Source organism: Paraburkholderia sp. BR10936 (genome assembly GCF_040965735.1).
GTDB classification, from domain to species: domain Bacteria; phylum Pseudomonadota; class Gammaproteobacteria; order Burkholderiales; family Burkholderiaceae; genus Paraburkholderia; species Paraburkholderia nodosa_A.
In genome coordinates, this window is sequence record NZ_JBFRCM010000001.1 from 256,069 (window position 1) to 280,062 (window position 23,994).

Consider the following 23,994-nt stretch of genomic DNA (forward strand, 5'->3'; position numbering starts at 1 on the left):
GCGGCCGCTACACTGCTGCCGACAGATTGATGCCGAAAACGAACTACCGTGAACCGCCACGCATTGCCCAAACAGGGAGCGAGATGGAGACCAGTCAGAACATCGCCATGGCGCAAGCCGCCGAACCCGCCGCGCAAGCGACGCTGCGTACGCGTGACCGCGTCGAGTTGCCGCTCTACGTCTGGCGCGCGAGCGCGCCGCCGCGCGCGGCCATCGCGCTGATTCATGGTCTCGCGGAACACGCGGGCCGCTATGCGGCGCTCGCCACGCGGCTGACCGCCGCGGGCATCGATGTCTACGCAATCGATCTGCGCGGCCACGGGCATGCCCCTGGCCGCCGCACCTGGATCTCGCACTTCGACGACTATCTCAACGACGCCGAGGCGCTCCTCGCCCACGCGAGCGCGCAATGCGCTGCACAGGGCACACCGCTCTTCCTGATGGGACACAGCATGGGCGGCGCGATTGCCGCGCTCTACGCCATCGAGCGCCTGCCGCAAACTCGCGTGCCGCTCGCGGGCCTGCTGCTCTCGAGCGCGGCGCTCGCGCCGGGCCGCGACGTGCCCGCATGGAAAATCGCCGCGAGCCGTGTGATCAGCGCAGTCTGGCCGACCTTTCCGGCCATGAAAATCGACGCGGCGCTGCTCGCGCGCGTGCGCGACGTGGTCGAAGCCAATCGCGCCGATCCGCTCGTGCATCACGGCGCGATTCCCGCCCGCACGGGGGCGCAATTGCTGGAAGCGATGAAGCGCATCGAGACGGGACGCGCGCAACTGCGGCTACCCGTGCTGATCTGGCATGGCACCGAGGACAAGCTCACCGAGCCCGAGGGCAGCCGCGCGTTCGGCGCGAACGTGGGATCGCCCGATCGCACGCTCACGCTATATGAAGGCAGCTACCATGAAACGCTCAACGACCTCGATCGAGAGCGCGTGATCGGCGCGCTGATCGACTGGATCGACCAGCACTCCTGAGCGGTCAGGCGCGTTACTTCGCGCTGCGTTTCTCGATGAACGCCTGCACGCCGTCGAGCGCTGGGTCGGTCATCATGTTGCAGGCCATGGTCTGCCCGGCCAGCTGATACGCGGCGTCGATGCCCATTTCGAGCTGCCGGTAGAAGAGCCCCTTGCCTGCCGCGACGGCCTCGCGCGGCTTCGCGCAGATGCTCGCGGCCAGTGCGGTCACGGCGGCGTCGAGTTGGTCGGCGGGCACCACGCGATTCACGAGGCCTTCGCGCAACGCCTTCTCCGCATCGATGAATTCGCCCGTCATCAGCATCTCGAAGGCCGCCTTGCGCGAGACATTGCGCGAGAGCGGCACAGCGGGCGTCGAGCAAAAGAGCCCGAGATTGATGCCCGACACCGCAAAGCGCGCCGAGTCCGCCGCCACCGCCAGATCGCACATCGCGACGAGCTGGCAGCCCGCCGCCGTCGCCACGCCCTGGACGCGCGCGATGACGGGCTGCGGCATCTTTTGAATGGCGAGCATCATCTTCGAGCAGCGCTCGAACAGCTTCGTGTAGTACTCGTGCGAGGGCGCCGCGCGCATTTCCCTGAGATCGTGGCCCGCGCAGAACGCGCGCCCTGCCGCTGCGATCACGACCACGCGCGCGTCGGATTGCGCCAGCGCGGCGAGTTCGCCCTGCAACGCATCGATGAGCGCCTCGGAAAGCGCGTTGAACGCATCCGGACGGTTCAGCGTGAGGCGCACGACGCCCGACACGCCATACGCATCGCGTGTAATTTCGACTAGCGCTTGCGATGAAGAGGGAATGGCACTCACGATGCGTGTCTCCTTCGTTCGAATGTGTGCGATGCGGGTCCGCGCTCGGGGCCGCGCCGGCCGCCTAGATATCCGCCAGCGCGCGCAGATGCGCCACCACGCTGCGGCCGAGCGCCGAGAGGTTATAGCCGCCTTCGAGGCTGCTCACGATGCGCCCCTTCGCATAGCGGCCCGCGATGTCGCGAATCTGGTCCGTGATCCAGGCGAAGTCGTCCTCCACGAGGCCCATGTTGCCGAGATCGTCTTCGCGATGCGCGTCGAAGCCCGCCGAGACGAACACCATCTCCGGTTTGAACTCGTGCAGCCGCGGCAGCCACATGATGTCGATGGCCTCGCGCACTTCCATGCCTTTCGTGCGCGCCGCGATCGGCAGGTTGACCATGTTCGGCGCCGGATTCTGGGCCCCCGAGTACGGATAGAACGGATGCTGAAAGAAGCTGCACATCAGCACGCGCGAGTCGCCCGCGAACGCGGCCTCGGTGCCGTTGCCGTGATGCACGTCGAAATCGACGATCGCCACGCGCTGGAGGCCGTGGACTTCGAGTGCATGGCGCGCCGCGATCGCGATGTTGTTGAAGAAGCAAAAGCCCATCGCGCGCGCGGGCTCCGCGTGATGGCCGGGCGGGCGCACGCTGCAGAATGCGTTCTCGTAGCGCCCGGCGAGGACCGCGTCGGTGGCCGCGATCGCCGCGCCCGCCGCACGCAGCGCCGCCTGCCACGTGTGCGGATTCATCAGCGTGTCCGGGTCGATGCTCGCGTAGCCTTCGCTGGGCGCCGTGTTGCGGATGAAGTCGATATGCGCGTGGGTATGCACGCGCAGGAGGTCCGCCTCGGTCGCGAGCGGCGCCGATTCGTCGCGCTCGATCAGCGCGTCGATGCGGCTCGCGATCAGCTGGTCTTCGATGGCCTGCAGACGCGCGGGGCATTCAGGATGCCATTCGCCCATCTCGTGCAGCAGAAAATCGGGGTGAGAGAAGAAACCGGTCGTCATGAGTCGCACTCGCCGCGGGCTTCGCGCATGCGCGCGGCCGCGGGTCTCCTTCTGTCTTTAGTCTGGCGGCACGCCGGCTGGCGCGCGAACAGACACCACGTTACCACAGCGACCTGGTGCTCACGCGCCACGCCGGCGCGCAACGGCCCGATTCCCCGAAGGCGCTCGGTTATACTGCCCGGGTTCTTCCTGGACCGCTCTCCCTCCGCTCTCTCATGACCCTCAAGACCGCTCTGTCCGCCTCCAGCCGCCCACGTCGCACGACCTTCGCACTCGCGCTTTGCGTCGCGGCGTCGTTGTGCACCGGCGCGGCGCGCGCGCAAACTGCCGCGCCGAAATCGCGACAGACGCCGCTCACGCTCGCGCAGGCGCAACCGCAAACGCCGACGCAGGGCCAGACGTTCGAAGAGGAAATCGTCCCGCAGCGCTACGCGAACAATCCGGACGTCGACGGCTTCATCAACGACATGGTGGCGCGCTACGACTTCGATCCCACCGCACTGCATGCGCTGTTCGCGAGCGCGAACTATTCGGCGACGGCGGTGAAGCTCGTGACGCCCTCGCCCGTTCCGGGCGTGAAGAACTGGCGCGCATATCAGGCGCGCTTCCTCGACCCGGTACGCATCAATGCGGGGGTGCGCTTCTGGCGCGCGAACCAGGCCACGCTGCAGCGCGCGTCGGAGGAGTTTGGCGTGCCGCCCGAGGTGATCGTCGGCATCATCGGCGTGGAGACGATCTACGGCCGCTACATGGGCAACTTCCGCGTGCTCGATGCGCTCACCACGCTCGCCTTCGATTATCCGGACACGCCGAACCGCGCCGAGCGCATGGCGACGTTCCGCAAGAATCTCGAGGACTACCTCGTGTGGACGCGCGACGCGCAGATCGATCCGTCGTCGGTACTCGGCTCGTACACGGGCGCGATCGGCATTCCGCAGTTCCTGCCGAGCAGCATCGTGCAGTACGCGGTGGACTACGAGGGCAACAATCACATCGACCTGCGCGGGAGCACGGCCGACGCGATCGGCAGCGTGGCGAACTATCTACGGCAGAACGGCTGGGAATCGGGGCGGCCCGTGGTATGGAATATCGCCACCGATGCGGGCAGCCTCGGCATCGCACAGGCCGCCGCCGACGGCAAGCCCGAACCGCGCTGGCCGCTGAGCCAGTTGCTGCGCTCGGGCCTCGTGCTCGACCAGCCGGACGTGGATATCGCCGCCGAGGCGGGCACGCCTGTCACGGTGATCGACCTGCCGTCGCCTGGCCGCGGCACCGAGTACAAGCTCGGGCTCAAGAACTTTTATGTGCTGACGCGCTATAACCGCAGCTTCTTCTATGCGCTCGCGGTGTATCAACTGGGCATGCGCGTGAAAGCGCAGATGCTGGCGACGCAGCCAGGCGTGGGGGTGGGCCCGGCGAACGGAAACGGTGGAAATGGCGGCAACGGCGGCAACAACGGTGGCAATGGCAACGGGATGAACAGCGCCCCGAACGGCACGGGCGCGACGCCACCCGAACAGCAAGAGTAACTTCAGCGATACAAAGCAAAACGGCCTTCGGAAACATCGAAGGCCGTTTTTTTTGCGTCCACGCTTCAATCAGGCGGGAAACACACCCGTCGAGAGATAGCGGTCGCCACGATCGCAGACGATGAACACGATCGTCGCGTTCTCGAGCTGGCGCGCAAGACGCATCGCCACCTCACATGCGCCGCCCGACGAGATCCCCGCGAAGATACCTTCGACCGAGGCCAGACGGCGCGCCATGTTCTCGGCGGCGGCCTGGCTCACGCTCTCCACGCGATCCACGCGGCTGCGGTCGAAAATCTTCGGCATATACGCTTCGGGCCACTTGCGAATGCCCGGAATGCGCGAGCCCTCTTCCGGCTGCGCGCCGACGATCTCGATCGCCTGATTCTTTTCTTTCAGGAACTGGGACGTGCCCATGATCGTGCCGGTCGTGCCCATCGACGAAACGAAGTGCGTAATGCGCCCTTCGGTATCGCGCCAGATTTCCGGGCCAGTGGCCTCGTAGTGCGCAAGCGGATTGTCGGGATTGCCGAACTGGTCGAGGATAATCCCCTTGCCGTCGCGCTGCATTTGCTCGGCGAGATCGCGCGCATATTCCATGCCGCCCTTGACCGGCGTAAGCATGATTTCGGCGCCGTAAGCCGCCATGCTCTGACGGCGCTCGACCGAGAGGTCCTCCGGCATGATGAGCACCATCTTGTAGCCGCGGATCGCCGCCGCCATGGCGAGCGCGATGCCCGTGTTGCCGCTCGTCGCTTCGATGAGTGTGTCGCCGGGCTTGATGCGGCCGCGCTCTTCGGCTTTACGGATCATCGAGAGCGCCGGGCGGTCCTTCACGGACCCAGCCGGGTTGTTGCCTTCGAGCTTGGCCAGCAAGACGTTGTTGCGGGCGCGGATTTCGTCGTCCGGCAGGCGGACGAGTTGCACGAGCGGGGTATTGCCGATCGTGTCTTCAATGGTCTTGTAGGGCATGGGGATGGCAGTGAGGCGCGATGACGTGACCCGTCGATTCTAAACCACGCGGGCAGCGACCGCAGGGGACCCATGACGCCGGTATGGACGCCGGCTGGCGACTCGACCATCATGGGCTGCAAAAAGCCCGCGGCCCGGGCCGCGGGTCAACGTCGCGGGTCGACTTCACCTGAGCGACACCTGAAGGAAACTGCGCCCCGCGACGGCGCAGCACGACGCGCGGGGTAACACACGAGCGCGAGCGGCCTGCTACTTCTTGACCGCCACGGCAGCCTGAGGTGCGCCCGCCTTCGCGGGCGTTGCCTGCGCAACCTTCGCCTGTGCTGCATGGGCATTCGCGGGACCGATCGCCAATCCTTCGGCCTGCAAACGTTCGACGGTATGGCCGCCCATGCCCTTCACGCGCTTGCCGAGGTCACTGGCATCCTTGTACGGGCCGTGCGCGCTGCGCTCGTCGAGAATGGCCTTGGCGCGCGCGGGCCCCACCCCCTTGATGCCGCGAAGCACGTCTTCGTTGGCGGTGTTGACGTCCACGGCCGCAAAGGCGTGGCTGAATACGGCCAGAAGCGCGGCCGCCGCAAGGACTTTTCGGAACATGCTGGATCTCCCTCAAAACGCCGGCGACCATCGCCGGCGAGGAGAGTCCAGTTTATGAAGTCAGGGCTTTGCGTTACACCTGGCCAGAAAGCCAACGTACGTAACGATCCACGCCTTCCTGCACCGTCAGGAACGGCGCGTCGTAGCCCGCCGCGCGCAGCTTCGACTGGTCCGCCTGCGTGAAGCACTGATACTTGCCGCGCAACGCGTCCGGGAACGGGATGTACTCGATCAGCCCTTCCTGGACCTGCTCCGCGAGCGAGAGCGCGGGCTTGCCTTCCATCGTACGCAGCGTGTTCACCACGGTCGTGGCGATGTCGTTGAACGGCTGGGCACGGCCGCTGCCCAGATTGAAGATGCCCGTCTTCTCCGGATGATCGAAGAAGAACAGGTTCACCTTCACCACGTCCTCGACCGAGACGAAGTCGCGCGTCTGCTCGCCCGGCGCATAGCCGTTGTATTCGCCGAACAGCTTCACGCGGCCTTCGGCGCGGAACTGGTTGAAGTTGTGGAACGCCACCGACGCCATGCGCGCCTTGTGCGTTTCGCGCGCACCGTACACGTTGAAGTAGCGAAAGCCCGCAATCTGGCTTTGCGCCGTGGGCAGCACGCGGCGGATCACCTGGTCGAACAGGAACTTCGAATAGCCGTACACGTTCAGCGGCGCTTCCACTTCGCGCTCTTCGACGAAGCGCGTCGAGCCGCCGTAAATCGCCGCCGACGACGCATACAGAAACTGCACGCGCTGCGCGAGGCACGTGTCGAGCACGGCGCGGCTATAGCGGAAGTTGTTGTCCATCATGTAGCGGCCGTCGGTTTCCATCGTGTCCGAACAGGCGCCTTCGTGGAACACCGCGCGCACGCCGCCGAAATCGCCGCGCGCAAAGCGCTCGACGAACTCGGTCTTGTCGATGTAGTCGTCGATCTCGCAATCGACGAGATTCCTGAACTTGTCCGCGCGGGTGAGATTGTCGACGGCGATGATGCGGTCTTCGCCGCGTTCGTTCAGCGCCTTGACGATGTTGCTGCCGATGAAGCCGGCCGCGCCGGTGACGATGAGGGTCATGATAGGTCTGCGGTGACGAGGTTCACGCGAGGTTGATGCCCCGCCGGAAAAACGCTGCGGAAATTCCGGCCGGGGTGCGAGCGCTGCACGCTCGCATGCGCAACATTATTTAAAGAGTTCGTCGTAGTCGACGGTGGCCGTGCCGAGCTTGCCGACCACGATGCCGGCCGCGCGATTCGCGAGCGCGACGCCTTCGACGAGCGGCAATCCCGCGCCCAGCATGACCGCGACGGTCGCGATCACCGTGTCGCCGGCGCCCGAGACATCATACACTTCGCGCGCATCGGCCGCCGCGTGCAGCGCGCCGTCATCGGAAAAGAGCGTCATACCCTCTTCTGAGCGCGTGAGCAGGAGCGCATCGAACTGCAGTTCGTGGCGCAGCTTCGTCACGCGCGCGTGCAGGTCCTCCTCGGACTTCCACGTGCCCACCACTTCGCGCAGCTCCGCGCGGTTCGGCGTGATGAGGCTCGCGCCGCGATAGCGCTCCCAGTCGTCGCCCTTCGGATCGACGAGCACCGCCTTGCCCGCGGCGCGCGCCTTCGCGATCATCTGCGTGACATGCGTGAGCCCACCCTTCGCGTAGTCGGAGAGCAGAATCACGTCGTGCGTGGGCAGCAGCGCGTCGAAACGCGCGAGGCCGGCGAGCAGGATCTCGTGCGCGGGCGTGTTTTCGAAGTCCACGCGCAACAACTGTTGCTGGCGCGACAGCACGCGCAGCTTGATGGTGGTCGGCAACGCGGGATCGCGCTCGAGATACGCGTTCACGTTGCTTTCGTCGAGCAGCTCGACGATACGCTCGCCGGGTTCGTCATGGCCCACCACGCACAGGAGGCCCGCGTGAGCGCCGAGCGCCGCCGCGTTGCGCGCGACGTTCGCGGCGCCACCCAAACGGTCTTCCTTGCGCTGCACATGCACGACCGGCACCGGCGCTTCCGGCGAGATGCGGTTGACGTCGCCGAACCAGTAGCGGTCGAGCATGACGTCGCCCACCACCAGCACGCGCGAGGTCGCGAGCTTCTCGCGCGGCACGACGCGCACTTCCGGCGCGATGGCAGCAGCAAGCGCGGCGACGGGCGCGGCTTCAGGCTGCGGAGTTTGCGAGATTGACATGGGGCCGCCCAATCGAATGATAGTCAATGCCGAGCTCGGCCATGGCGTCGGGCTCGTAGAGGTTGCGTCCGTCGAAGATACGCGGTGCCTTGAGCACCTTCTTCAAATGCGCGAAATCGGGCGCCTTGAAGGCGGTCCATTCGGTGACGATCACGAGCGCGTCGGCACCCGTGAGCGCGTCGTCCTGGCTCGATGCGAACGTCAGGCGCGCGTGCTGCTCAGGCGCGTGTGCGAGATCGAGCGCGAACACGCGCTGCGCCTCTTCGGCTGCGACCGGGTCCCACGCCGCCACCGTGGCCCCGCGCGAGAGCAGGTCGGCGATCAGACGGCGGCTCGGCGCTTCGCGCATGTCGTCGGTGTTCGGCTTGAACGCGAGGCCCCACACGGCGAAGTGCTTGCCGGTGAGGTCGTCGCCGCACACGCTGGCGATCTTCTTCACGAGCACTTCCTTCTGGCCGTGATTGACCTCCTCGACGGCTTCGAGCACGCGCAGGTTCTGGCCCGACTCGGCGGCCGTGCGGATCAGCGCCTGCACGTCCTTCGGGAAGCACGAGCCGCCATAGCCGCAGCCGGCATAGAGGAAGTGATAGCCGATGCGCGGATCGGAGCCGATGCCGCGGCGCACCGACTCGATGTCGGCGCCCACGCGGTCGGCGAGATTCGCCATCTCGTTCATGAACGAGATGCGCGTCGCGAGCATGGCGTTGGCCGCGTACTTCGTGAATTCGGCGGAGCGCACGTCCATGTAGATCGTGCGTTCGTGATTGCGGTTGAACGGCGCGTAGAGGCGCTTCATCTTCTCGCGCGCCACGGTGCCGTTCTCGTCCTCGTCGAGACCGATGATGATGCGGTCCGGACGCATGAAGTCGTCCACCGCCGCGCCCTCTTTCAGAAACTCGGGGTTCGAGACGACCGAGAAGCGGTGATCCACGCTATGCGAGAGGCCGCGCTTCGCCAGTTCTTCGGCCAGCACGCCGTGCACGCGCTGCGCCGTGCCGACCGGCACCGTCGACTTGTCGACGACCACCTTGAAGCCGTTCATGTGGCGGCCGATGCTGCGCGCCGCTTCGAGCACGTACTGGAGATCGGCCGAGCCGTCTTCGTCGGGCGGCGTGCCGACGGCGATGAACTGCACCTCGCCGTGCTCGACGCTCGCCGCGATGTCGGTGGAAAAGGTAATGCGCCCGGCCGCGCGGTTGCGCGCGATGAGTTCGAGCAGGCCCGGCTCGTGAATCGGGACGCCGCCGCCATTCAGGATATCGATCTTGCGCGGATCGACATCGAGGCAAAACACGTCGTGGCCGATTTCGGCAAGACACGCACCGGTGACGAGGCCGACGTAGCCGGTACCGACAATGGTGATCTTCATAGGCGCTCCGGTGACAGATGCGGATGTTGGAATGATTGTGGGCGCGGCCGGCTGGTGCCGGGCTGGGCACGCGCGCCCCTAAGGCTCAGCTCGACGCGGGAACCGGCTCGACACGGCGCGGCGCATAGGTTTCCCAGCCGCTGCAGCCCGGACACTGCCAGTAGAACAGGCGCGCCCGGAATCCGCAGTTCTGGCAGGTGTAGCGAGGCAGGTTCTTGGTGCGCTGCTGGAGCAGCTTGCGCATCAGCTCGAGTTCGCTGCGGCGCGGCTCTTCGGCCGTGGCCTGCTGCGCTTCGAGCAGGCGCGCCATGCCGGCGAGGTTCGGTGACTTCTGCATCTGCGTGCGGGCCAGCGCATGCGCCGCATCGGGGCCGCGCAGCGCGGCGACATACTTGTAGGCGACGTCGAGCAGATCGTTCGACGGATACGCGTCGACCCACGTCGTGAGCAATTGTGCGCCCTCTTCGGCGCGGCCGAGCGTCTCGTAGGCCTTCATGACCTTTTCGGCGACGAGCGGCAGATAAGCGGGGTTTTGCGCTTCGACATCGCGCCAGTGGCCAAGCGCAGTCTCGCAATCGCCGCTTGCCGCATCGACGTCGCCTGCGAGGATCGTCGCGCGCACGTTCTGCGAATTGGCCTTGAGCGCGAGCGCCAGTTGACGACGCGCTTCGTCGGGCTTTTTCTGCTGGAGCGCTTCCTGCGCGAGTTCGCAGTGGAACTGGGCGATCTCGAGGTCGAGCGACGCCGCGCCCATCGTTTCGAGGTGACGTGCCGTGTCGATGCAGCGGTTCCAGTCCTTCTCGATCTCGTAGATCGCGAGCAGTGCACGCTGAGCGCCGAGCGCGAAGTCGCCCGACTTGAGCTTGCCGAAGGTCTCTTCTGCGCGGTCGAGCATGCCGGCCTTCAGAAAATCCTGGCCGAGTTCATAGAGCGCGTGGTCGCGCTCGTTCACGGGCAGGTCGGAACGCGAAAGCAGATTCTGATGCACGCGGATCGCGCGGTCGGTCTCGCCGCGGCGGCGAAACAGATTGCCGAGCGCGAAGTGCAGCTCGACGGTTTCGGGGTCGAGCTTGGCGACCTCGATGAACGCGTCGATGGCCTTGTCCGGCTGCTCGTTGAGCAGAAAATTCAGGCCGCGAAAATACGAGCGCGGCAGGTTGGCGCTTTCGGAAAGCAGTGCCTTCAGGTCGTAGCGCGACGCCATCCAGCCGAGCGCGAAAGCCACGGGAATGACGAGGAGCCACCAAAAATCGAGATCCATGCGAGCGATGGTATGAGCGGAAAATCAGCCGCACGCGTTCAGGCGCGCGGCACGGCAATACAAATCAGATGAGCGGCGGCAGCGGCGGCTCGACGCTCGGCGTGGGCGTTTCACGCGCCACCCGCAAGTCGCGCTTGAGGCGGCCGTTTTCCATGCGCAGCCGGAACACGCCGGGCAGCGCAGAAAGCAGCCCCGCCAGCAGCCCCACGACAAAAAACGCGAGGCCGATCAGGATTAGCGGGGCCTGCCACGAATATCCGGCCAGAAAGTTCAGCGTCGCGGTTTGCGTGTTGGCGAGCGCAAGTACGAGCAGCAGTACGAACACCAGCACACGGAGCACCCAGGCGATCAATCTCATTGAAGGATTCTCTTGGCAGTTGAGAAAGGCGCCGGCACGGCGGACATGCTGCGTCGCAGCACAAGCCGCGCCGAAGTGTCCCGTATTGTAATTGAACGGCTCGCGGGCCGACACGTGTGAGCGAGCACTGAGCCAGGCAACCTGGCTTGCCGGAACTAACCGCGTCGAAAAGGCGCAGACGAAAAAAAAGCGCCGGGGTTGTTCACCCCAGCGCTTTTTACCGGTCCATGCATTCTGGCCATCTGGCATTGACCGCCGACGACCGCAATCGCCCGATCGAAAACGATCCAACGCTTACAGGTCGTCGTCCGGCTCGTCCGCCTTCAGCGGCTCGCCCGAATTACGGTCGACGCGCTCGCGCAGTTCCTTGCCCGGCTTGAAGTGCGGCACGAACTTCTCAGGCACCAGCACCTTTTCACCCGACTTCGGATTGCGACCGACGCGCGACGGCCGACGATTCAGGCCGAAGCTGCCAAAGCCACGAATTTCGATGCGATGGCCCTTGGCAAGCGCCTCGGACATCGCATCGAGCATCGTCTTGACCGCGAAATCCGCGTCCTTGAGAACAAGTTGCGGAAATCGCGTAGCCAGCTGCGCGACCAATTCAGATTTGGTCATACTTCAGCTTGCCCCCGTTTGAGGCTTACTGGTTCTGGCCGTCGAGCTTGGCCTTCAGCAGCGCGCCGAGGTTGGTCGTGCCGGTGGCAGCCTGACCCGAATCAGCCGACATGGTGCGCAGGGCTTCCTGCGTTTCAGCCGAGTCCTTCGCCTTGATAGACAGGTTGATGCCACGCGACTTGCGATCGATGTTGATGATCATCGCGTTGACCTTGTCGCCTTCCTTCAGCACGTTGCGAGCATCTTCCACGCGGTCTTGCGCGATTTCCGAAGCACGCAGGTAGCCTTCGACGTCAGCGTTCAGCGTCACGACTGCGCCCTTGGCGTCAACCGACTTGACCACGCCGTCGACGATCGAACCCTTGTCGTTGACAGCAACGAAGTTGCTGAACGGGTCGCCTTCGAGCTGCTTGATGCCGAGCGAAATGCGTTCCTTCTCGACGTCGATGCCCAGAACCACGGCTTCGACTTCGTCGCCCTTCTTGTACTTGCGAACGGCTTCTTCGCCAGCTTCCGACCACGACAGGTCCGAAAGGTGAACCAGACCGTCGATGCCGCCAGGCAGACCGATGAACACGCCGAAGTCGGTGATCGACTTGATCGCGCCCTGGAGCTTGTCGCCCTTCTTGAAGTTGCGGCTGAAGTCATCCCACGGATTCGGCTTGCACTGCTTCATGCCGAGCGAGATGCGGCGGCGGTCTTCGTCGATCTCGAGGACCATGACTTCGACTTCGTCGCCCAGCTGGACAACCTTCGACGGAGCAACGTTCTTGTTGGTCCAGTCCATTTCCGACACGTGAACCAGGCCTTCGATGCCCGATTCGACTTCGACGAACGCGCCGTAGTCGGTGATGTTCGTGACCTTGCCGAACAGACGCGTGCCCGACGGGTAACGGCGCGAGATGCCTTCCCACGGATCGTCGCCCAGTTGCTTGATACCGAGCGAAACGCGGTTCTTTTCCTGGTCGAACTTGAGGATCTTCGCGGTGACTTCCTGGCCAACCGAGAGAACTTCGCTCGGGTGACGCACGCGACGCCATGCGATGTCGGTGATGTGCAGCAGGCCGTCGATGCCGCCGAGGTCCACGAACGCGCCGTAGTCGGTGATGTTCTTGACCACGCCGTTGACGATCGCGCCTTCCTTGAGCGTTTCGAGCAGCTTTGCGCGCTCTTCGCCTTGCGTGGCTTCGATCACTGCGCGGCGCGACAGCACGACGTTGTTACGCTTGCGGTCGAGCTTGATGACGCGGAATTCGAGGGTCTTGCCTTCGTACGGCGTCGTGTCCTTGACCGGACGCGTGTCGACGAGCGAACCCGGCAGGAACGCGCGGATGCCGTTGACCATGACGGTCATGCCGCCCTTGACCTTGCCCGTGATCGTGCCGGTCACGAGTTCGTTGTTGTCGAGAGCCTTTTCCAGCGACAGCCACGAAGCGAGACGCTTCGCCTTGTCGCGCGACAGGATAGTGTCGCCGTAGCCGTTTTCCAGCGCGTCGATCGCGACGGAAACGAAATCACCCGCCTGCACTTCCACTTCACCCGCGTCGTTCAGGAATTCTTCGAGCGGAATATAGGCTTCGGACTTGAGACCAGCATTGACGACCACGAAGTTGTGGTCGACGCGCACGACTTCGGCGGAAATCACTTCGCCGGCGCGCATGTCCTGGCGGGTCAGCGACTCTTCGAACAGAGCCGCGAAAGATTCGGTATTCGGGGTGGAGGTTTGCAGGTCGGACATAAAAATCTGGATTTGCATGGTTTTCGCTACCTCGCCAGTCGGTCTTGACTGCCGGGCGTTGAGGCCGGAACACGATGCTCGCGGCGCAGATGCAAAAGCCATACGGGGTTAAAGGATTTAACACACGCCCTGTTGCTTTCCAGGGCACCTACTCGTACTGCTTACTGCTTTCTTTACTGCGCTTTGCCCCGTTCGCGGATTACCGTACGGGCCGCAGTTGGCTAGACTCCTGATACCACTGCACCACCTGTTCGACCGCCTGGTCGACGGAGAGCGCCGAAGTATCGAGAAGCTGCGCATCTGCTGCAGGCTTGAGCGGTGCGGCCGCGCGGTTACTGTCGCGCGCGTCGCGTCCACGCAAATCCCGAAGCAAGTCATCCATATTAGCAGAAAAACCTTTTTGGATCAATTGCTTATGCCGGCGGGCCGCACGGGCCTCCACGCTGGCCGTTAAAAACACCTTCAGAACGGCGTCCGGGAAGATCACGGTGCCCATGTCGCGGCCATCCGCAACGAGCCCGGGAAGCTTGCGAAACGCCCGCTGGCGCGCCACGAGCGCGGTGCGCACGGCCGGATGCGCAGCGATCATCGAGGCGCGGTTGCCCACTTCCTCGGCACGGATTTCGTTCGAAACGTCAACGCCATCGAGCTGCGCAAGCCCCTCGCGGAACGTGATATGGAGATCGTCGATCAGCTTCGCAAGGTTCTCGGCGTCGTCGGCCGCAATCGCGTAGCGCATGCTCGCGAGCGCCGCCAGGCGGTACAGCGCGCCACTGTCGAGCAGGTGAAAGCCGAGCTGCGCGGCGACCAGCGCGGCCACCGTGCCCTTGCCGGAAGCAGTCGGGCCGTCGATCGTGATGACGGGCGTCGGATAAAAGGGACGGGTCGATTTCATGCGGCAAAGGTACTCGGCTTCATTTGAATCAAGGTTGCGCGAGCGCCAGGAAGCGCTCGAAGTAATCGGGGAACGTCTTGCCGACGCACTTCGGGTCGTTGATGCGCACCCGCACGCCGCCGAGGCTCACGAGCGAGAAGCACATCGCCATGCGGTGATCGTCGTAGGTGTCGATCGCTGCGTTCGGCGTGAGTTGCTCGGGCGGACGCACGATCAGGTAATCAGGGCCCTCTTCCACGTTCGCGCCCACCTTGCGCAGTTCCGTGGCCATCGCGGCGATGCGGTCGGTTTCCTTCACGCGCCAGCTCGCGATGTTGCGTAGCGTAGTTGCGCCGTCGGCGAAGAGCGCCGCCACGGCGATAGTCATCGCTGCGTCGGGAATCAGGTTGAAGTCCATGTCGATGGGGTCGAGCTTGCCGTGATCGTTGCCGATCCCGCGCACCTCGATCCAGTCATCGGCGACCGTGACGTTCGCGCCCATGCGCATGAGCGCCGCGGCGAACGCAACGTCGCCCTGGATACTCGATCGTCCCACGCCTTCCACACGCAGCGGGCCGCCGCCGATCGCGCCCGCGGCGAGAAAGTACGACGCGCTCGATGCATCGCCCTCGACCATGATCTTGCCCGGCGACTGGTAGCGCACGCCCGCCGGGATCTCGAAGCGGTGCCAGCCGTGGCGCTCGACCTTCACGCCGAAGCGCTCCATCAGCTTGATCGTGATTTCGATGTAGGGCTTGGAGATCAGCTCGCCGTCCACTTCGACGATCGTCACGCCGTCCTTGGCGCGCACGAGCGGCAGCGTCATCAGAAGCGCCGTGAGGAACTGGCTCGACACATCGCCGCGCACGCGGATGGGCGCCTCGACCGAAACCGGCGCGGGGCGGATGCGCAGCGGCGGATAGCCTTCGTTTTCTTCGTAATCGATCTTCGCGCCGATCTGGCGCAGGCCGTCCACGAGGTCGCCGATGGGTCGCTCGTGCATGCGCGGTACGCCGTGAATGCGGTAGTCGCCGCCGTTCACCGCGAGCGCGGCCGTGAGCGGACGCACCGCCGTGCCTGCGTTGCCGAGGAAGAGATCCGCGCGCACCGCCTGGAACGCGCCGCGCGTGCCCTGCACGACGCAGGTGTCGTCCTCTCGTTTGAGCTTCACGCCGAGCTTTTCCAGTGCGTCGAGCATCACGCGCGTGTCGTCGGAGTCGAGCAGGTTCGTGATGGTCGTTTCGCCCTCGGCCAGCGCGGCGAGCAGCAGCACGCGGTTCGAGATGCTCTTCGAGCCGGGCAGACGGATCGTGCCGGACGCACGGGTGAACGGTCCGAGATCGAGGTGTTCCATGAGCGTGTCCTGAGAATGCCTGGTGTTACCTGAGGTTGCCTGGGTTGCGGCGCTCGCGCCGTCGGGCTGGGTCCTGCTTGCTTATTTGCCTGGTGCTGTATCGATGGCCGCCGCCGCGCCCTTGCCGCCGCGCTCCTGCCACGCCTCGCGCGCGGCGCGCGAACGCGCGAACACGGTTTCGAGCGCTGCGCCGTCGCCGGCGTCGATGGCCGCGCGCAGCTTCGCCAGCACTTCAGTGTAGCCGTCGAGTTCGGCGAGCAGCGCGGCGCGGTTCGCGAGGCACACGTCGCGCCACATTTCGGGGCTCGACGCGGCAATGCGCGTGAAGTCGCGGAAACCGCCTGCCGCGAACGAAAATTTCAGTTGGGCGTCGGGCGAAGCGAGAATCTGGTCGACGAGCGCAAACGACAACACATGCGGCAGATGGCTCACCGAAGCGAACACGCGATCGTGCTGCGCGGCCGGCATCTCGCCGATCAATGCGCCCGTGGCGCGCCACATCGCGGCGATGCGCTCGACCGATGCCGGCGCGTTTTCCGCGAGCGGGCACAGCACGACGTTGCGGCCGACGTAGAGATCGGGCAACGCGGCGTCGACGCCGCTCGATTCGCGCCCGGCGATGGGATGCCCCGGCACGAACTGGGCGATGCGCGCGCCGAGCGCGGCACGGGCCGCGGCGATCACGTCGCTCTTGGTGCTGCCGGCGTCGGTGACGATGGTTGCTTGCCCCAGGTGCGGCGCGATGCGCTCGAGCAGGGCCTGGGTTTGCGCAACGGGAGCGGCGATCAGCACGATGTCGGCGCCGTCGAGCGCGGCGGCGAGCGCCGCTTCGTCGTCGAGCGTCGCGGCGGCATCGATCACGCCCAGTTCGAGCGCGCGCGATACCGACTTTGCACTGCGGCCCACACCGATCACCTGCGCGCCTTCGCCGCCGTGCGAGCCTCGCTCGCGCAACGCGCGCGCGAGCGACCCGCCGATCAGGCCCACGCCGAAAATCACCAGTTTGTTAAACGAAAACGCACTCACGACGTCACCGAAAAAAGTAAGGGTTGCGCGCTCATTGCGCGCCAAGCGCTCGCTCGAGGGCCGCCACGAATGCCGCGTTCTCCTCGGGCAAGCCGATCGTCACACGCAGCCATTGCGGCAGGCCATAGTTGCCCACCGGACGCACGATCACGGCTTGTTTGAGCAGCGCGAGATTCACGCGCTCGCCGGCGCCGTCGTCCGTTGCGTCCTTCGCCACGCGCACCAGCACGAAATTGCCGTCCGAAGGCACGTATTCGAGGCCGAGGCGCTCGAACGCCGTGGTAAGCGTGCGATAGCCCTCGGCATTGAGCGCCGCGCTGCGCTCGAGGAACGGCGTGTCGCCGAGCGCGGCAATCGCAGCGGCCTGCGCGAGCGTGTTGACGTTGAACGGCTGGCGCAGACGGTTGAGCAGATCGGTCAGTTGCGGCTGGGCGATCGCGAAGCCGATACGCAGGCCGGCGAGTCCGTAGGCTTTCGAGAACGTGCGCGAAACGAGCAGGTTCGGATAGCGGCGCACCCACGCGATCGAGTCATAGCGCTTCTCAGCCGCGAGGTACTCCGTGTACGCCTCGTCGAGCACGACCGCGACATGCGCGGGCACCTTCGCGATGAACGCCTCGAGCGTCGCGCCGTCGACGACCGTGCCGGTCGGGTTGTTCGGGTTCGCCACGAACACGAGACGCGTGTCTTCGTCGATCGCCGCCAGCATCGCGTCGAGATCGTGGCCGTAGTGCACGGCCGGCGTCACGATATGGCGCGCGCCGAGGCCCTGGGTCGCGAGTGCGTAGACCGCGAACGAGTACTGCGAATAAACGATCGCCTGACCGCGCTCGACGAACGCATGCGCGGCCATTTCGAGAATGTCGTTGCTGCCGTTGCCGAGCGTGATCCACTCGGGCGGCACGTCGTAGCGCGCGGCCAGCGCAGCCTTCAGCTCGAACGCGTTTGAATCGGGATAGCGGCCCAGTTCGCTCGCGGCCTGCACGATCGCGCGCTGCGCCGATTCGGGCATACCGAGCGGATTCTCGTTCGACGCGAGCTTCACGATGCGCGCTTCGTCAAGTCCAAACTCGCGCGCGACTTCGGAAATCGGTTTGCCGGCGATGTAAGGCGCGATGGCGCGCACATACGAGGGGCCGAATTGCGTGGTCATGCGTCTCTCCAGGGCTCAAGGCGCCGGGCGTACAACGGTCTCTACCGGACGGATCGGAAAGGCGCGCCGCCCGGCATTCTCATGCGGCGGGCGGCGATTGGCGGCGGGCCGCCCGCACCTTCCACGCCTTAGCGTGCGCGCGGATACGAACCAAGGATCTTCAGATACGCGGCTTTCTTGCTGAGTTCGTCGAGCGCGGCGGCCACGGCGGGTTCGTCACGATGACCTTCGAAGTCGATGTAGAAGTAGTACTCCCACGTGCTGCCAAGGCGCGCCGGCCGCGACTCGAATCGCGTCATCGACACGCTGTGGCGCGCGAGCGGCTCGAGCAGCTTGTACACCGCGCCCGGCTCGTTCTTCACCGACACGATCATCGAGGTCTGGTCGCGCCCCGTCGCGCCCGCCGGCTGCTTGCCGATCATGACGAAGCGCGTGCGGTTGTGCGGGTCGTCCTGGATCAGCGCGTTTGCGATCAGGAGACCGTAGTGCGTGGCGGCGCGATCGCCCGCAATCGCGGCGACCGTCGGGTCGGCGGCGGCGAGGCGCGCGGCTTCCGCGTTGCTCGACACGCTCTGACGCTCGAGCTGCGGCGCGTTCGCCGTCAGCCAGTGCTGACACTGTGCAAGCGCCTGCGGATGCGCGCACACGCGCGTAACGCCTTGCAGGTTGCCGCTTTGCGTCATCAGATTGTGCTGAATCGGCAACGCGATTTCGCCGCCGATGACGAGCTGCGTTTCGAGGAACAGGTCGAGCGTGCGCGAAACGGCGCCCTCGGTCGAGTTCTCGACCGGCACGACGCCGAACTCGGCGGCGCCCGCCTCGACCGAGCGGAACACCTCATCGATCGACGGGCACGGCAGGCCTTCGATCGACTGACCGAAGTACTGGTACATCGCCTGTTCGCTATAGGTGCCGACCGGGCCGAGGAACGCGGCCGAAATCGTCTTTTCGAGCGAACGGCTCGCGGCCATGATCTCGCGCCAGATCGCGCTGATGTGATCGTTGCCGAGCGGGCCGTCGCTCATGTTCTGCAGGCGCTCGATCACCTGTTGCTCGCGCTCCGGGCGAAACACCGGCGCGTTGAAGTGCTTCTTGACCTCGCCTACTTCGAGCGCGACCGAGGCGCGCTGGTTCAGGAGCGCGATGAGCTGCGCGTCGATCGCATCGATGCGTTCGCGCAGCGGCTTGAGTTGGGAGTTGAGTTCGTCGTCCATGCGTGAAACCGGCAATCTGAAAGGATGCGCGCGGCGCCGCTTCGCCCGTGAGCGAGGAGCGCTTACGCGTGCTTCGCCTCGAATTCCTTCATGTACTCGACCAGCGCATTCACTGCTTCGAGCGGCACCGCGTTGTAAATCGATGCCCGCATGCCGCCGACGGACTTGTGGCCCTTCAGCTGCAACAGCCCGCGCTCTTTGGCGCCGGCGAGGAAATCTGCGTTACGTGTTTCGTCGGCGAGGAAGAACGGCACGTTCATCCGCGAGCGCGCGCGGCGCTCCACCTTGTTGATATAGAAGCTGCTCGCGTCGATCGTGTCGTAGAGCAGCTTCGCTTTTTCCACATTGCGCGCCTCGATGACTTCGAGACCGCCCTGACGCTTCAACCACTTGAACACGAGCCCGGCGATATAGATCGCGTAGGTCGGCGGCGTGTTGAACATCGAGTTGTTCGCGGCCACGGTCTTCCATTCGAACGCCGAAGGACAGATCGGCATCGAGCGGTCGAGCAGGTCCTCGCGCACGATCACGACCGTCACGCCCGCCATGCCGATGTTCTTCTGCGCGCCGCCGTAGAGTACGCCGTATTTGGCGATGTCCATCGGGCGCGAGAGGATGTGCGACGAGGCGTCGGCCACGAGCGGAATGTCGCCCAGGTCGGGAATCTCGAAGGTCTCGACGCCGTCGATCGTCTCGTTCGTGCACAGGTGCACGTAGGCGGGGTCGCTGGAGAGCTTCCACTCGCTCTTCGGCGGTGAATGCGTAAAGCCGGCCTCGGTGCGGCCCGTGGCGGCGATATGCGCTTCGCCGTACTTGAGCGCTTCCTTCTGCGACTTCTGCGACCAGGAGCCGGTCACGACGAAATCGGCGCGCGGCTTCGAGCCAAATAGGTTGAGCGGCACGATCGCGTTTTCGCCGATGCCGCCGCCCTGCAGGAACAGAATCTGGTGACTTGCGGGGACCTGCATCAACTCACGCAGATCGAGCAGCGCCTCGGCGTGGATCTGCATGAATTCCGGGCCGCGATGGCTCATTTCCATCACACCCATGCCGCTGCCGTGCCAGTCGAGCATTTCGTCAGCGGCCTGACGCAGGACTTCCTCTGGCAACGCTGCCGGCCCGGCTGAGAAGTTGTAGACGCGCATCGTAAAGAGATCCCCGAGGCAGGCGCTGTGGCAAAAACCGCCGGAAAACACGCCAGAAAAAAGAAAATGGCCGCTTGCGCTCATCGCGCAAACGACCATTATCGCATTGTCGCCGGGAACCCGCCACGCACGGCGCGGCAGTGGGCTTCCCCGTCTATGCGGCCGATCCGGCCCCGCGACCGTGCATCATGGCTGCGGACCTGAAGGGCTTAAGTGCCGGGCTCATTTGCCAGGCTTACTTGCCGACCTTGACCGAAGCGACTTCCTTGTCGGCCTGGTCGCGCGTTGCCTTGATCGACTGCGGCATGTACTTCTGCATCAGGCTGTTCACGACGTCGCGGCCAACCTGGTCTTGAACCTGAATGAACTTGCGGCCGGTCGGGCTGCGGTAGAACGTCGTCAGGTCCTTGATTTCCTGCGTGCTGTAGTACTTCGCGTAGGCGTCGTACTGAGCTTGCATGGCGTCCGTCTTGAACGAGTCGGTCGCGAAGACCTGGCCTGCCGAGTCAACCAGCTTCGGCACGGCGTTCTTTTGCAGCGACGGCACGGCAGCTTGCTTCTGCTTGTCCGTCATCGTCTTGTTTTCCGAGAGCGCGTCCGACAGGATGGCCGGGACGAGCTGCTTGGCTTGCATCTGGGCGCTGTTGCCGATTGCGCCGACGAGCTTCTGTGCGTCGATCGCGTCGAGCAGGTCCTTGATCGCGGCTTGCTTGGCCGGATCGACGGGTGCTGCAGCCGCTGCCGGTGCCTGGGGGGCGGGCGCCTGGTTCTGGAGCGCCTGAGCCATGGCAAACGTCGGCACGAGAGCGGCCAGCAACATCACCTGCTTGAATCGTTTTTGCATCATTACTCCCTTTGAGAAATTAATCGATTTGCGCTGCCGCGCGGACTGCGGGGCGCCGCATTGCGTTCTGCGCCCGCTCACCGGTCCGCCCGGCACACCATTCATTTCGCTGACACTAACAAGGTTCGCTGAAACCCACCTTAAAGTCCGCGTAAGCGCATCGATTGAACACGCTTGTGCGGGCCAGGATGACGCATCACTCTTCGCCTTCGCCCGGTTCGCCCTCACCTTCGGCGTCCACTTCTGCGTCCGCTTCGGCGACCTGCTGCAGTCCGGAAAGCTTCGTACCTTCGTCAAGGCTGATGAGTGTAACACCTTGCGTTGCACGGCCCATTTCGCGAATTTCCGACACGCGGGTGCGAATCAAAACGCCCGTGGTGGTGATCAGCATGATCTGCGCTTCGGAGTCGACGAGTGTGGCCGCAACCACCTTGCCGTTGCGCTCCGACGTCTGGATCGCGATCATGCCCTTCGTGCCGCGGCCGTGGCGCGTGTACTCCGTGATCGGGGTGCGCTTGCCATAACCGTTCTCGGTCGCGGTGAGCACCGACTGCTGCTCGTCGCCCGCCACGAGGAGCGCGATGACCTGCTGATTGTCTTCGAGCTGCATGCCGCGCACGCCGCGCGCTTCGCGGCCCATCGGGCGCACGTCGTTCTCGTCGAAGCGCACCGCCTTGCCGGCGTCGGAGAACAGCATGACGTCGTGCTCGCCGTCGGTGATCGCGGCGCCGATCAGGTAGTCGCCGTCGTCGAGACCGACCGCAATAATACCCTTGCGCAACGGGCGGCTAAAGGCTTCGAGCGGCGTCTTCTTTACCGTGCCGAGCGCGGTGGCCATGAAAACGAACTTGTCGGCCGAGAATTCCTTGACCGGCAACACGACCGTGATCTTCTCGCCGTCCTGCAGCGGGAACATGTTGACGATCGGACGGCCGCGCGAGTTGCGCGAACCCTGCGGCACCTCATACACCTTCACCCAGTACACGCGGCCGCGATTCGAGAAGCACAGGATGTGGTCGTGCGTGTTGGCAATGAAGAGCGTGTCGATCCAGTCGTCGTCCTTCATCGAAGTCGCCTGCTTGCCGCGACCTCCGCGCTTCTGGGCACGATATTCCGACAACGGCTGCGATTTCACATAGCCGGCGTGCGACATGGTCACGACCATGTCCTGCGGCGTGATCAGGTCTTCGGTGTTGAGCTCAGTGGCGTTCATCTCGATCTTCGAGCGGCGGGCGTCGCCGAATTCGCTCTTGATCGAGGTGAGTTCGTCGGAGATCATGACAGTTACGCGCTCGGGGCGCGCAAGGATGTCGAGCAGGTCGGCGATCTGCGCCATCACTTCACGGTACTCGCCGATGATCTTGTCCTGCTCCAGGCCGGTCAGGCGCTGGAGGCGCATTTGCAGGATTTCCTGCGCCTGCGTGTCGGACAGACGGTAGAGGCCGTCGGCCTGCATACCATATTGCGGGTTCAGCCCTTCCGGACGGTAGGCTTCGCGCCCGCCTGCCGCCGCATTGTCCTGCTCCGCGCGCGTGAGCATCTCGCGCACGAGCGACGAATCCCACGAGCGATTCATCAACTCCTGCTTCGCGATGGGCGGCGTGGGCGCGGCCTTGATGAGCTCGATGAAATCATCGATGTTCGCGAGCGCAACGGCGAGACCTTCGAGCACGTGGCCGCGTTCGCGCGCCTTGCGCAGCTCGTACACCGTGCGACGCGTGAGCACTTCGCGGCGATGCGAGAGGAAATGCTCGAGCATTTCCTTCAGGTTCAGCAGCTTCGGCTGGTTGTCCACCAGCGCGACCATGTTCATGCCGAACGTGTCCTGCAGCTGCGTCGCCTTGTACAGATTGTTGAGGATGACCTCGGGCACTTCGCCGCGCTTGAGCTCGATCACGACACGCATGCCGCTCTTGTCCGATTCGTCGCGAATATCGGAGATGCCTTCGAGCTTCTTCTCGTTGACGAGCTCGGCAATGCGTTCGAGCAGCGAACGCTTGTTCACCTGATACGGCAGTTCGTCGACGATGATCGCCATGCGTTGACCGCGATCAATTTCCTCGAAGTGCGTAGCCGCGCGCATCACGACGCGGCCGCGGCCGGTGCGATAGCCGTCGCGCACGCCGGCGACGCCATAAATAATGCCGGCGGTCGGGAAATCGGGTGCGGGAATGATCTCGATCAGCTCGTCAATCGTTGCCTGCGGGGTTTTCAGCAGATGCTGGCAAGCGTCGACGACTTCGTTGAGATTGTGCGGCGGAATGTTCGTGGCCATGCCGACCGCGATACCCGACGAACCGTTGATGAGCAGGTTCGGGATGCGCGCGGGCAGGATCTGCGGCTCGCTCTCGCTGCCGTCGTAGTTCGGCCCGAAGTCGACCGTTTCCTTGTCGATGTCGGCCAGCAGCTCGTGGCCGATCTTCGCCATGCGGATTTCGGTGTATCGCATGGCGGCGGCGTTGTCGCCGTCGATGGAGCCGAAGTTACCCTGGCCGTCGACCAGCATGTAGCGCAGGGAGAAGTTCTGCGCCATCCGCACGATCGTGTCGTAGACAGCCGTGTCGCCGTGGGGGTGGTACTTACCGATTACGTCGCCGACGATACGCGCCGACTTCTTGTAAGCGCGGTTCCAGTCGTTATTCAGCTCGTGCATTGCGTAGAGCACGCGCCGGTGGACAGGCTTCAGGCCGTCACGAACATCCGGAAGTGCTCGCCCGACGATCACGCTCATCGCGTAATCGAGATACGAGCGGCGCATTTCCTCCTCGAGGGAGATTGGCAGAGTCTCTTTGGCGAATTGATCCATTATCGATGTCTTATTTGGGCACGCGGTGTGCTAGCGCCTCGCCCCAACTTGTAGAGCGGAGGTCGCCGCAGTCACCGCGGGACGCCCAGCTGTCGCATGGACGCCGCGGACGCAGCGCATCACGCGATTCTACCATGCACGACACCCTCGCCCGCCGCCTGCGTATACCTATTAGAGGAGTGAAGCC

21 protein-coding genes are annotated in these 23,994 nt (G+C 64.7%); 2 read left to right on the forward strand and 19 right to left on the reverse strand.

Annotated elements, in window-relative coordinates; all coding sequences use genetic code 11:
- Window positions 1–83 precede the first annotated feature (83 nt).
- Window positions 84–974: a lysophospholipase gene (locus AB4Y36_RS01225; RefSeq protein WP_368682135.1), complete on the forward strand. Its 891-nt coding sequence runs from the start codon at window positions 84–86 to the stop codon at window positions 972–974.
- Between the two features lie 13 nt (window positions 975–987).
- Here AB4Y36_RS01225 and AB4Y36_RS01230 read toward each other — a convergent pair whose 3' ends face one another.
- Together AB4Y36_RS01230 and AB4Y36_RS01235 are read right to left on the reverse strand one after the other, a co-directional pair.
- Complete coding sequence (locus tag AB4Y36_RS01230) at window positions 988–1,782, reverse strand: enoyl-CoA hydratase (protein ID WP_368605529.1); 795 nt, start codon at window positions 1,780–1,782, stop codon at window positions 988–990.
- Window positions 1,783–1,846: 64 nt separating this feature from the next.
- On the reverse strand, window positions 1,847–2,773 hold the full coding sequence (locus AB4Y36_RS01235; protein WP_368682136.1) for a histone deacetylase family protein: 927 nt from the start codon (window positions 2,771–2,773) through the stop codon (window positions 1,847–1,849).
- Window positions 2,774–2,988: 215 nt separating this feature from the next.
- On the opposite strand from AB4Y36_RS01235, the gene mltB reads away from it, so the two are divergent.
- Entirely contained in the window at window positions 2,989–4,302 is a 1,314-nt protein-coding gene (gene mltB / locus AB4Y36_RS01240; protein ID WP_083245118.1) for a lytic murein transglycosylase B, read from the forward strand.
- A gap of 69 nt (window positions 4,303–4,371) precedes the next feature.
- On the opposite strand, the gene cysM is transcribed toward mltB, so the two are convergent.
- The 17 genes from cysM to gyrA all read right to left on the reverse strand — a co-directional run bounded on the left by cysM (window position 4,372) and on the right by gyrA (window position 23,807).
- Window positions 4,372–5,274, reverse strand: a complete 903-nt coding sequence (gene cysM, locus AB4Y36_RS01245; protein WP_069262633.1) for a cysteine synthase CysM — start codon at window positions 5,272–5,274, stop codon at window positions 4,372–4,374.
- A gap of 249 nt (window positions 5,275–5,523) precedes the next feature.
- The gene (locus AB4Y36_RS01250) at window positions 5,524–5,871 is read right to left on the reverse strand and encodes a ComEA family DNA-binding protein (protein ID WP_368682137.1); all 348 of its coding nucleotides are present in this window, start codon (window positions 5,869–5,871) and stop codon (window positions 5,524–5,526) included.
- Window positions 5,872–5,944: 73 nt separating this feature from the next.
- Window positions 5,945–6,937, reverse strand: a complete 993-nt coding sequence (rfaD, locus tag AB4Y36_RS01255; RefSeq protein ID WP_368682138.1) for an ADP-glyceromanno-heptose 6-epimerase — start codon at window positions 6,935–6,937, stop codon at window positions 5,945–5,947.
- Between the two features lie 105 nt (window positions 6,938–7,042).
- Window positions 7,043–8,047, reverse strand: coding sequence for a D-glycero-beta-D-manno-heptose-7-phosphate kinase (rfaE1, locus tag AB4Y36_RS01260; RefSeq protein ID WP_368682139.1), 1,005 nt, complete (start codon window positions 8,045–8,047; stop codon window positions 7,043–7,045).
- A complete protein-coding gene (locus AB4Y36_RS01265; protein WP_069262637.1) occupies window positions 8,019–9,416 on the reverse strand; it encodes a UDP-glucose/GDP-mannose dehydrogenase family protein in 1,398 nt (465 codons plus the stop codon). The genes rfaE1 and AB4Y36_RS01265 overlap by 29 nt, the downstream gene beginning before the upstream one ends.
- 85 nt (window positions 9,417–9,501) lie before the next feature.
- A complete protein-coding gene (lapB, locus tag AB4Y36_RS01270) occupies window positions 9,502–10,677 on the reverse strand; it encodes a lipopolysaccharide assembly protein LapB (RefSeq protein WP_069262638.1) in 1,176 nt (391 codons plus the stop codon).
- Between the two features lie 64 nt (window positions 10,678–10,741).
- Window positions 10,742–11,035 (reverse strand): lipopolysaccharide assembly protein LapA domain-containing protein, encoded by a 294-nt coding sequence (locus AB4Y36_RS01275; RefSeq protein WP_368616247.1) that lies wholly within the window; start codon window positions 11,033–11,035, stop codon window positions 10,742–10,744.
- 294 nt (window positions 11,036–11,329) lie between these two features.
- Window positions 11,330–11,653, reverse strand: a complete 324-nt coding sequence (locus tag AB4Y36_RS01280; protein ID WP_027817382.1) for an integration host factor subunit beta — start codon at window positions 11,651–11,653, stop codon at window positions 11,330–11,332.
- Between the two features lie 25 nt (window positions 11,654–11,678).
- Complete coding sequence (rpsA, locus tag AB4Y36_RS01285; RefSeq protein WP_069262639.1) at window positions 11,679–13,409, reverse strand: 30S ribosomal protein S1; 1,731 nt, start codon at window positions 13,407–13,409, stop codon at window positions 11,679–11,681.
- A 181-nt stretch (window positions 13,410–13,590) separates the two neighbouring features.
- Window positions 13,591–14,286 carry a (d)CMP kinase gene (gene cmk / locus AB4Y36_RS01290; RefSeq protein WP_028208177.1) on the reverse strand — a complete coding sequence of 232 codons (696 nt, stop codon included), beginning with the start codon at window positions 14,284–14,286 and terminating at the stop codon, window positions 13,591–13,593.
- Window positions 14,287–14,314: 28 nt separating this feature from the next.
- Window positions 14,315–15,619, reverse strand: coding sequence for a 3-phosphoshikimate 1-carboxyvinyltransferase (gene aroA / locus AB4Y36_RS01295; protein WP_368616011.1), 1,305 nt, complete (start codon window positions 15,617–15,619; stop codon window positions 14,315–14,317).
- 81 nt (window positions 15,620–15,700) lie between these two features.
- Complete coding sequence (locus AB4Y36_RS01300; protein ID WP_368605531.1) at window positions 15,701–16,690, reverse strand: prephenate dehydrogenase; 990 nt, start codon at window positions 16,688–16,690, stop codon at window positions 15,701–15,703.
- Window positions 16,677–17,798, reverse strand: coding sequence for a histidinol-phosphate transaminase (gene hisC, locus AB4Y36_RS01305; protein ID WP_368682140.1), 1,122 nt, complete (start codon window positions 17,796–17,798; stop codon window positions 16,677–16,679). Before hisC ends, AB4Y36_RS01300 begins: the two co-directional genes overlap by 14 nt.
- Window positions 17,799–17,926: 128 nt before the next feature.
- On the reverse strand, window positions 17,927–19,012 hold the full coding sequence (pheA, locus tag AB4Y36_RS01310) for a prephenate dehydratase (RefSeq protein ID WP_069262643.1): 1,086 nt from the start codon (window positions 19,010–19,012) through the stop codon (window positions 17,927–17,929).
- A gap of 62 nt (window positions 19,013–19,074) precedes the next feature.
- Window positions 19,075–20,157, reverse strand: a complete 1,083-nt coding sequence (gene serC / locus AB4Y36_RS01315) for a 3-phosphoserine/phosphohydroxythreonine transaminase (protein ID WP_069262943.1) — start codon at window positions 20,155–20,157, stop codon at window positions 19,075–19,077.
- A gap of 235 nt (window positions 20,158–20,392) precedes the next feature.
- The gene (locus AB4Y36_RS01320) at window positions 20,393–21,001 is read right to left on the reverse strand and encodes a DUF2059 domain-containing protein (RefSeq protein ID WP_069262944.1); all 609 of its coding nucleotides are present in this window, start codon (window positions 20,999–21,001) and stop codon (window positions 20,393–20,395) included.
- Window positions 21,002–21,197: 196 nt separating this feature from the next.
- Window positions 21,198–23,807: a DNA gyrase subunit A gene (gyrA, locus tag AB4Y36_RS01325; protein WP_083245119.1), complete on the reverse strand. Its 2,610-nt coding sequence runs from the start codon at window positions 23,805–23,807 to the stop codon at window positions 21,198–21,200.
- Between the last annotated feature and the right edge of the window lie 187 nt (window positions 23,808–23,994).

What these genes read in the sequence shown, in the direction of transcription:
- AB4Y36_RS01320 (WP_069262944.1), bottom strand. Translation starts at nt 21,001, where the DNA reads ATGCAAAAACGATTCAAGCAGGTGATGTTGCTGGCCGCTCTCGTGCCG.
- serC (WP_069262943.1), bottom strand. Translation starts at nt 20,157, where the DNA reads ATGCGCGTCTACAACTTCTCAGCCGGGCCGGCAGCGTTGCCAGAGGAA.
- pheA (WP_069262643.1), bottom strand. Translation starts at nt 19,012, where the DNA reads ATGGACGACGAACTCAACTCCCAACTCAAGCCGCTGCGCGAACGCATC.
- lapB (WP_069262638.1), bottom strand. Translation starts at nt 10,677, where the DNA reads ATGGATCTCGATTTTTGGTGGCTCCTCGTCATTCCCGTGGCTTTCGCG.
- AB4Y36_RS01275 (WP_368616247.1), bottom strand. Translation starts at nt 11,035, where the DNA reads ATGAGATTGATCGCCTGGGTGCTCCGTGTGCTGGTGTTCGTACTGCTG.
- gyrA (WP_083245119.1), bottom strand. Translation starts at nt 23,807, where the DNA reads ATGGATCAATTCGCCAAAGAGACTCTGCCAATCTCCCTCGAGGAGGAA.
- cysM (WP_069262633.1), bottom strand. Translation starts at nt 5,274, where the DNA reads ATGCCCTACAAGACCATTGAAGACACGATCGGCAATACCCCGCTCGTG.
- aroA (WP_368616011.1), bottom strand. Translation starts at nt 15,619, where the DNA reads ATGGAACACCTCGATCTCGGACCGTTCACCCGTGCGTCCGGCACGATC.
- rfaE1 (WP_368682139.1), bottom strand. Translation starts at nt 8,047, where the DNA reads ATGTCAATCTCGCAAACTCCGCAGCCTGAAGCCGCGCCCGTCGCCGCG.
- AB4Y36_RS01225 (WP_368682135.1), top strand. Translation starts at nt 84, where the DNA reads ATGGAGACCAGTCAGAACATCGCCATGGCGCAAGCCGCCGAACCCGCC.
- rfaD (WP_368682138.1), bottom strand. Translation starts at nt 6,937, where the DNA reads ATGACCCTCATCGTCACCGGCGCGGCCGGCTTCATCGGCAGCAACATC.
- AB4Y36_RS01265 (WP_069262637.1), bottom strand. Translation starts at nt 9,416, where the DNA reads ATGAAGATCACCATTGTCGGTACCGGCTACGTCGGCCTCGTCACCGGT.
- rpsA (WP_069262639.1), bottom strand. Translation starts at nt 13,409, where the DNA reads ATGCAAATCCAGATTTTTATGTCCGACCTGCAAACCTCCACCCCGAAT.
- AB4Y36_RS01280 (WP_027817382.1), bottom strand. Translation starts at nt 11,653, where the DNA reads ATGACCAAATCTGAATTGGTCGCGCAGCTGGCTACGCGATTTCCGCAA.
- hisC (WP_368682140.1), bottom strand. Translation starts at nt 17,798, where the DNA reads ATGACCACGCAATTCGGCCCCTCGTATGTGCGCGCCATCGCGCCTTAC.
- AB4Y36_RS01250 (WP_368682137.1), bottom strand. Translation starts at nt 5,871, where the DNA reads ATGTTCCGAAAAGTCCTTGCGGCGGCCGCGCTTCTGGCCGTATTCAGC.
- mltB (WP_083245118.1), top strand. Translation starts at nt 2,989, where the DNA reads ATGACCCTCAAGACCGCTCTGTCCGCCTCCAGCCGCCCACGTCGCACG.
- cmk (WP_028208177.1), bottom strand. Translation starts at nt 14,286, where the DNA reads ATGAAATCGACCCGTCCCTTTTATCCGACGCCCGTCATCACGATCGAC.
- AB4Y36_RS01235 (WP_368682136.1), bottom strand. Translation starts at nt 2,773, where the DNA reads ATGACGACCGGTTTCTTCTCTCACCCCGATTTTCTGCTGCACGAGATG.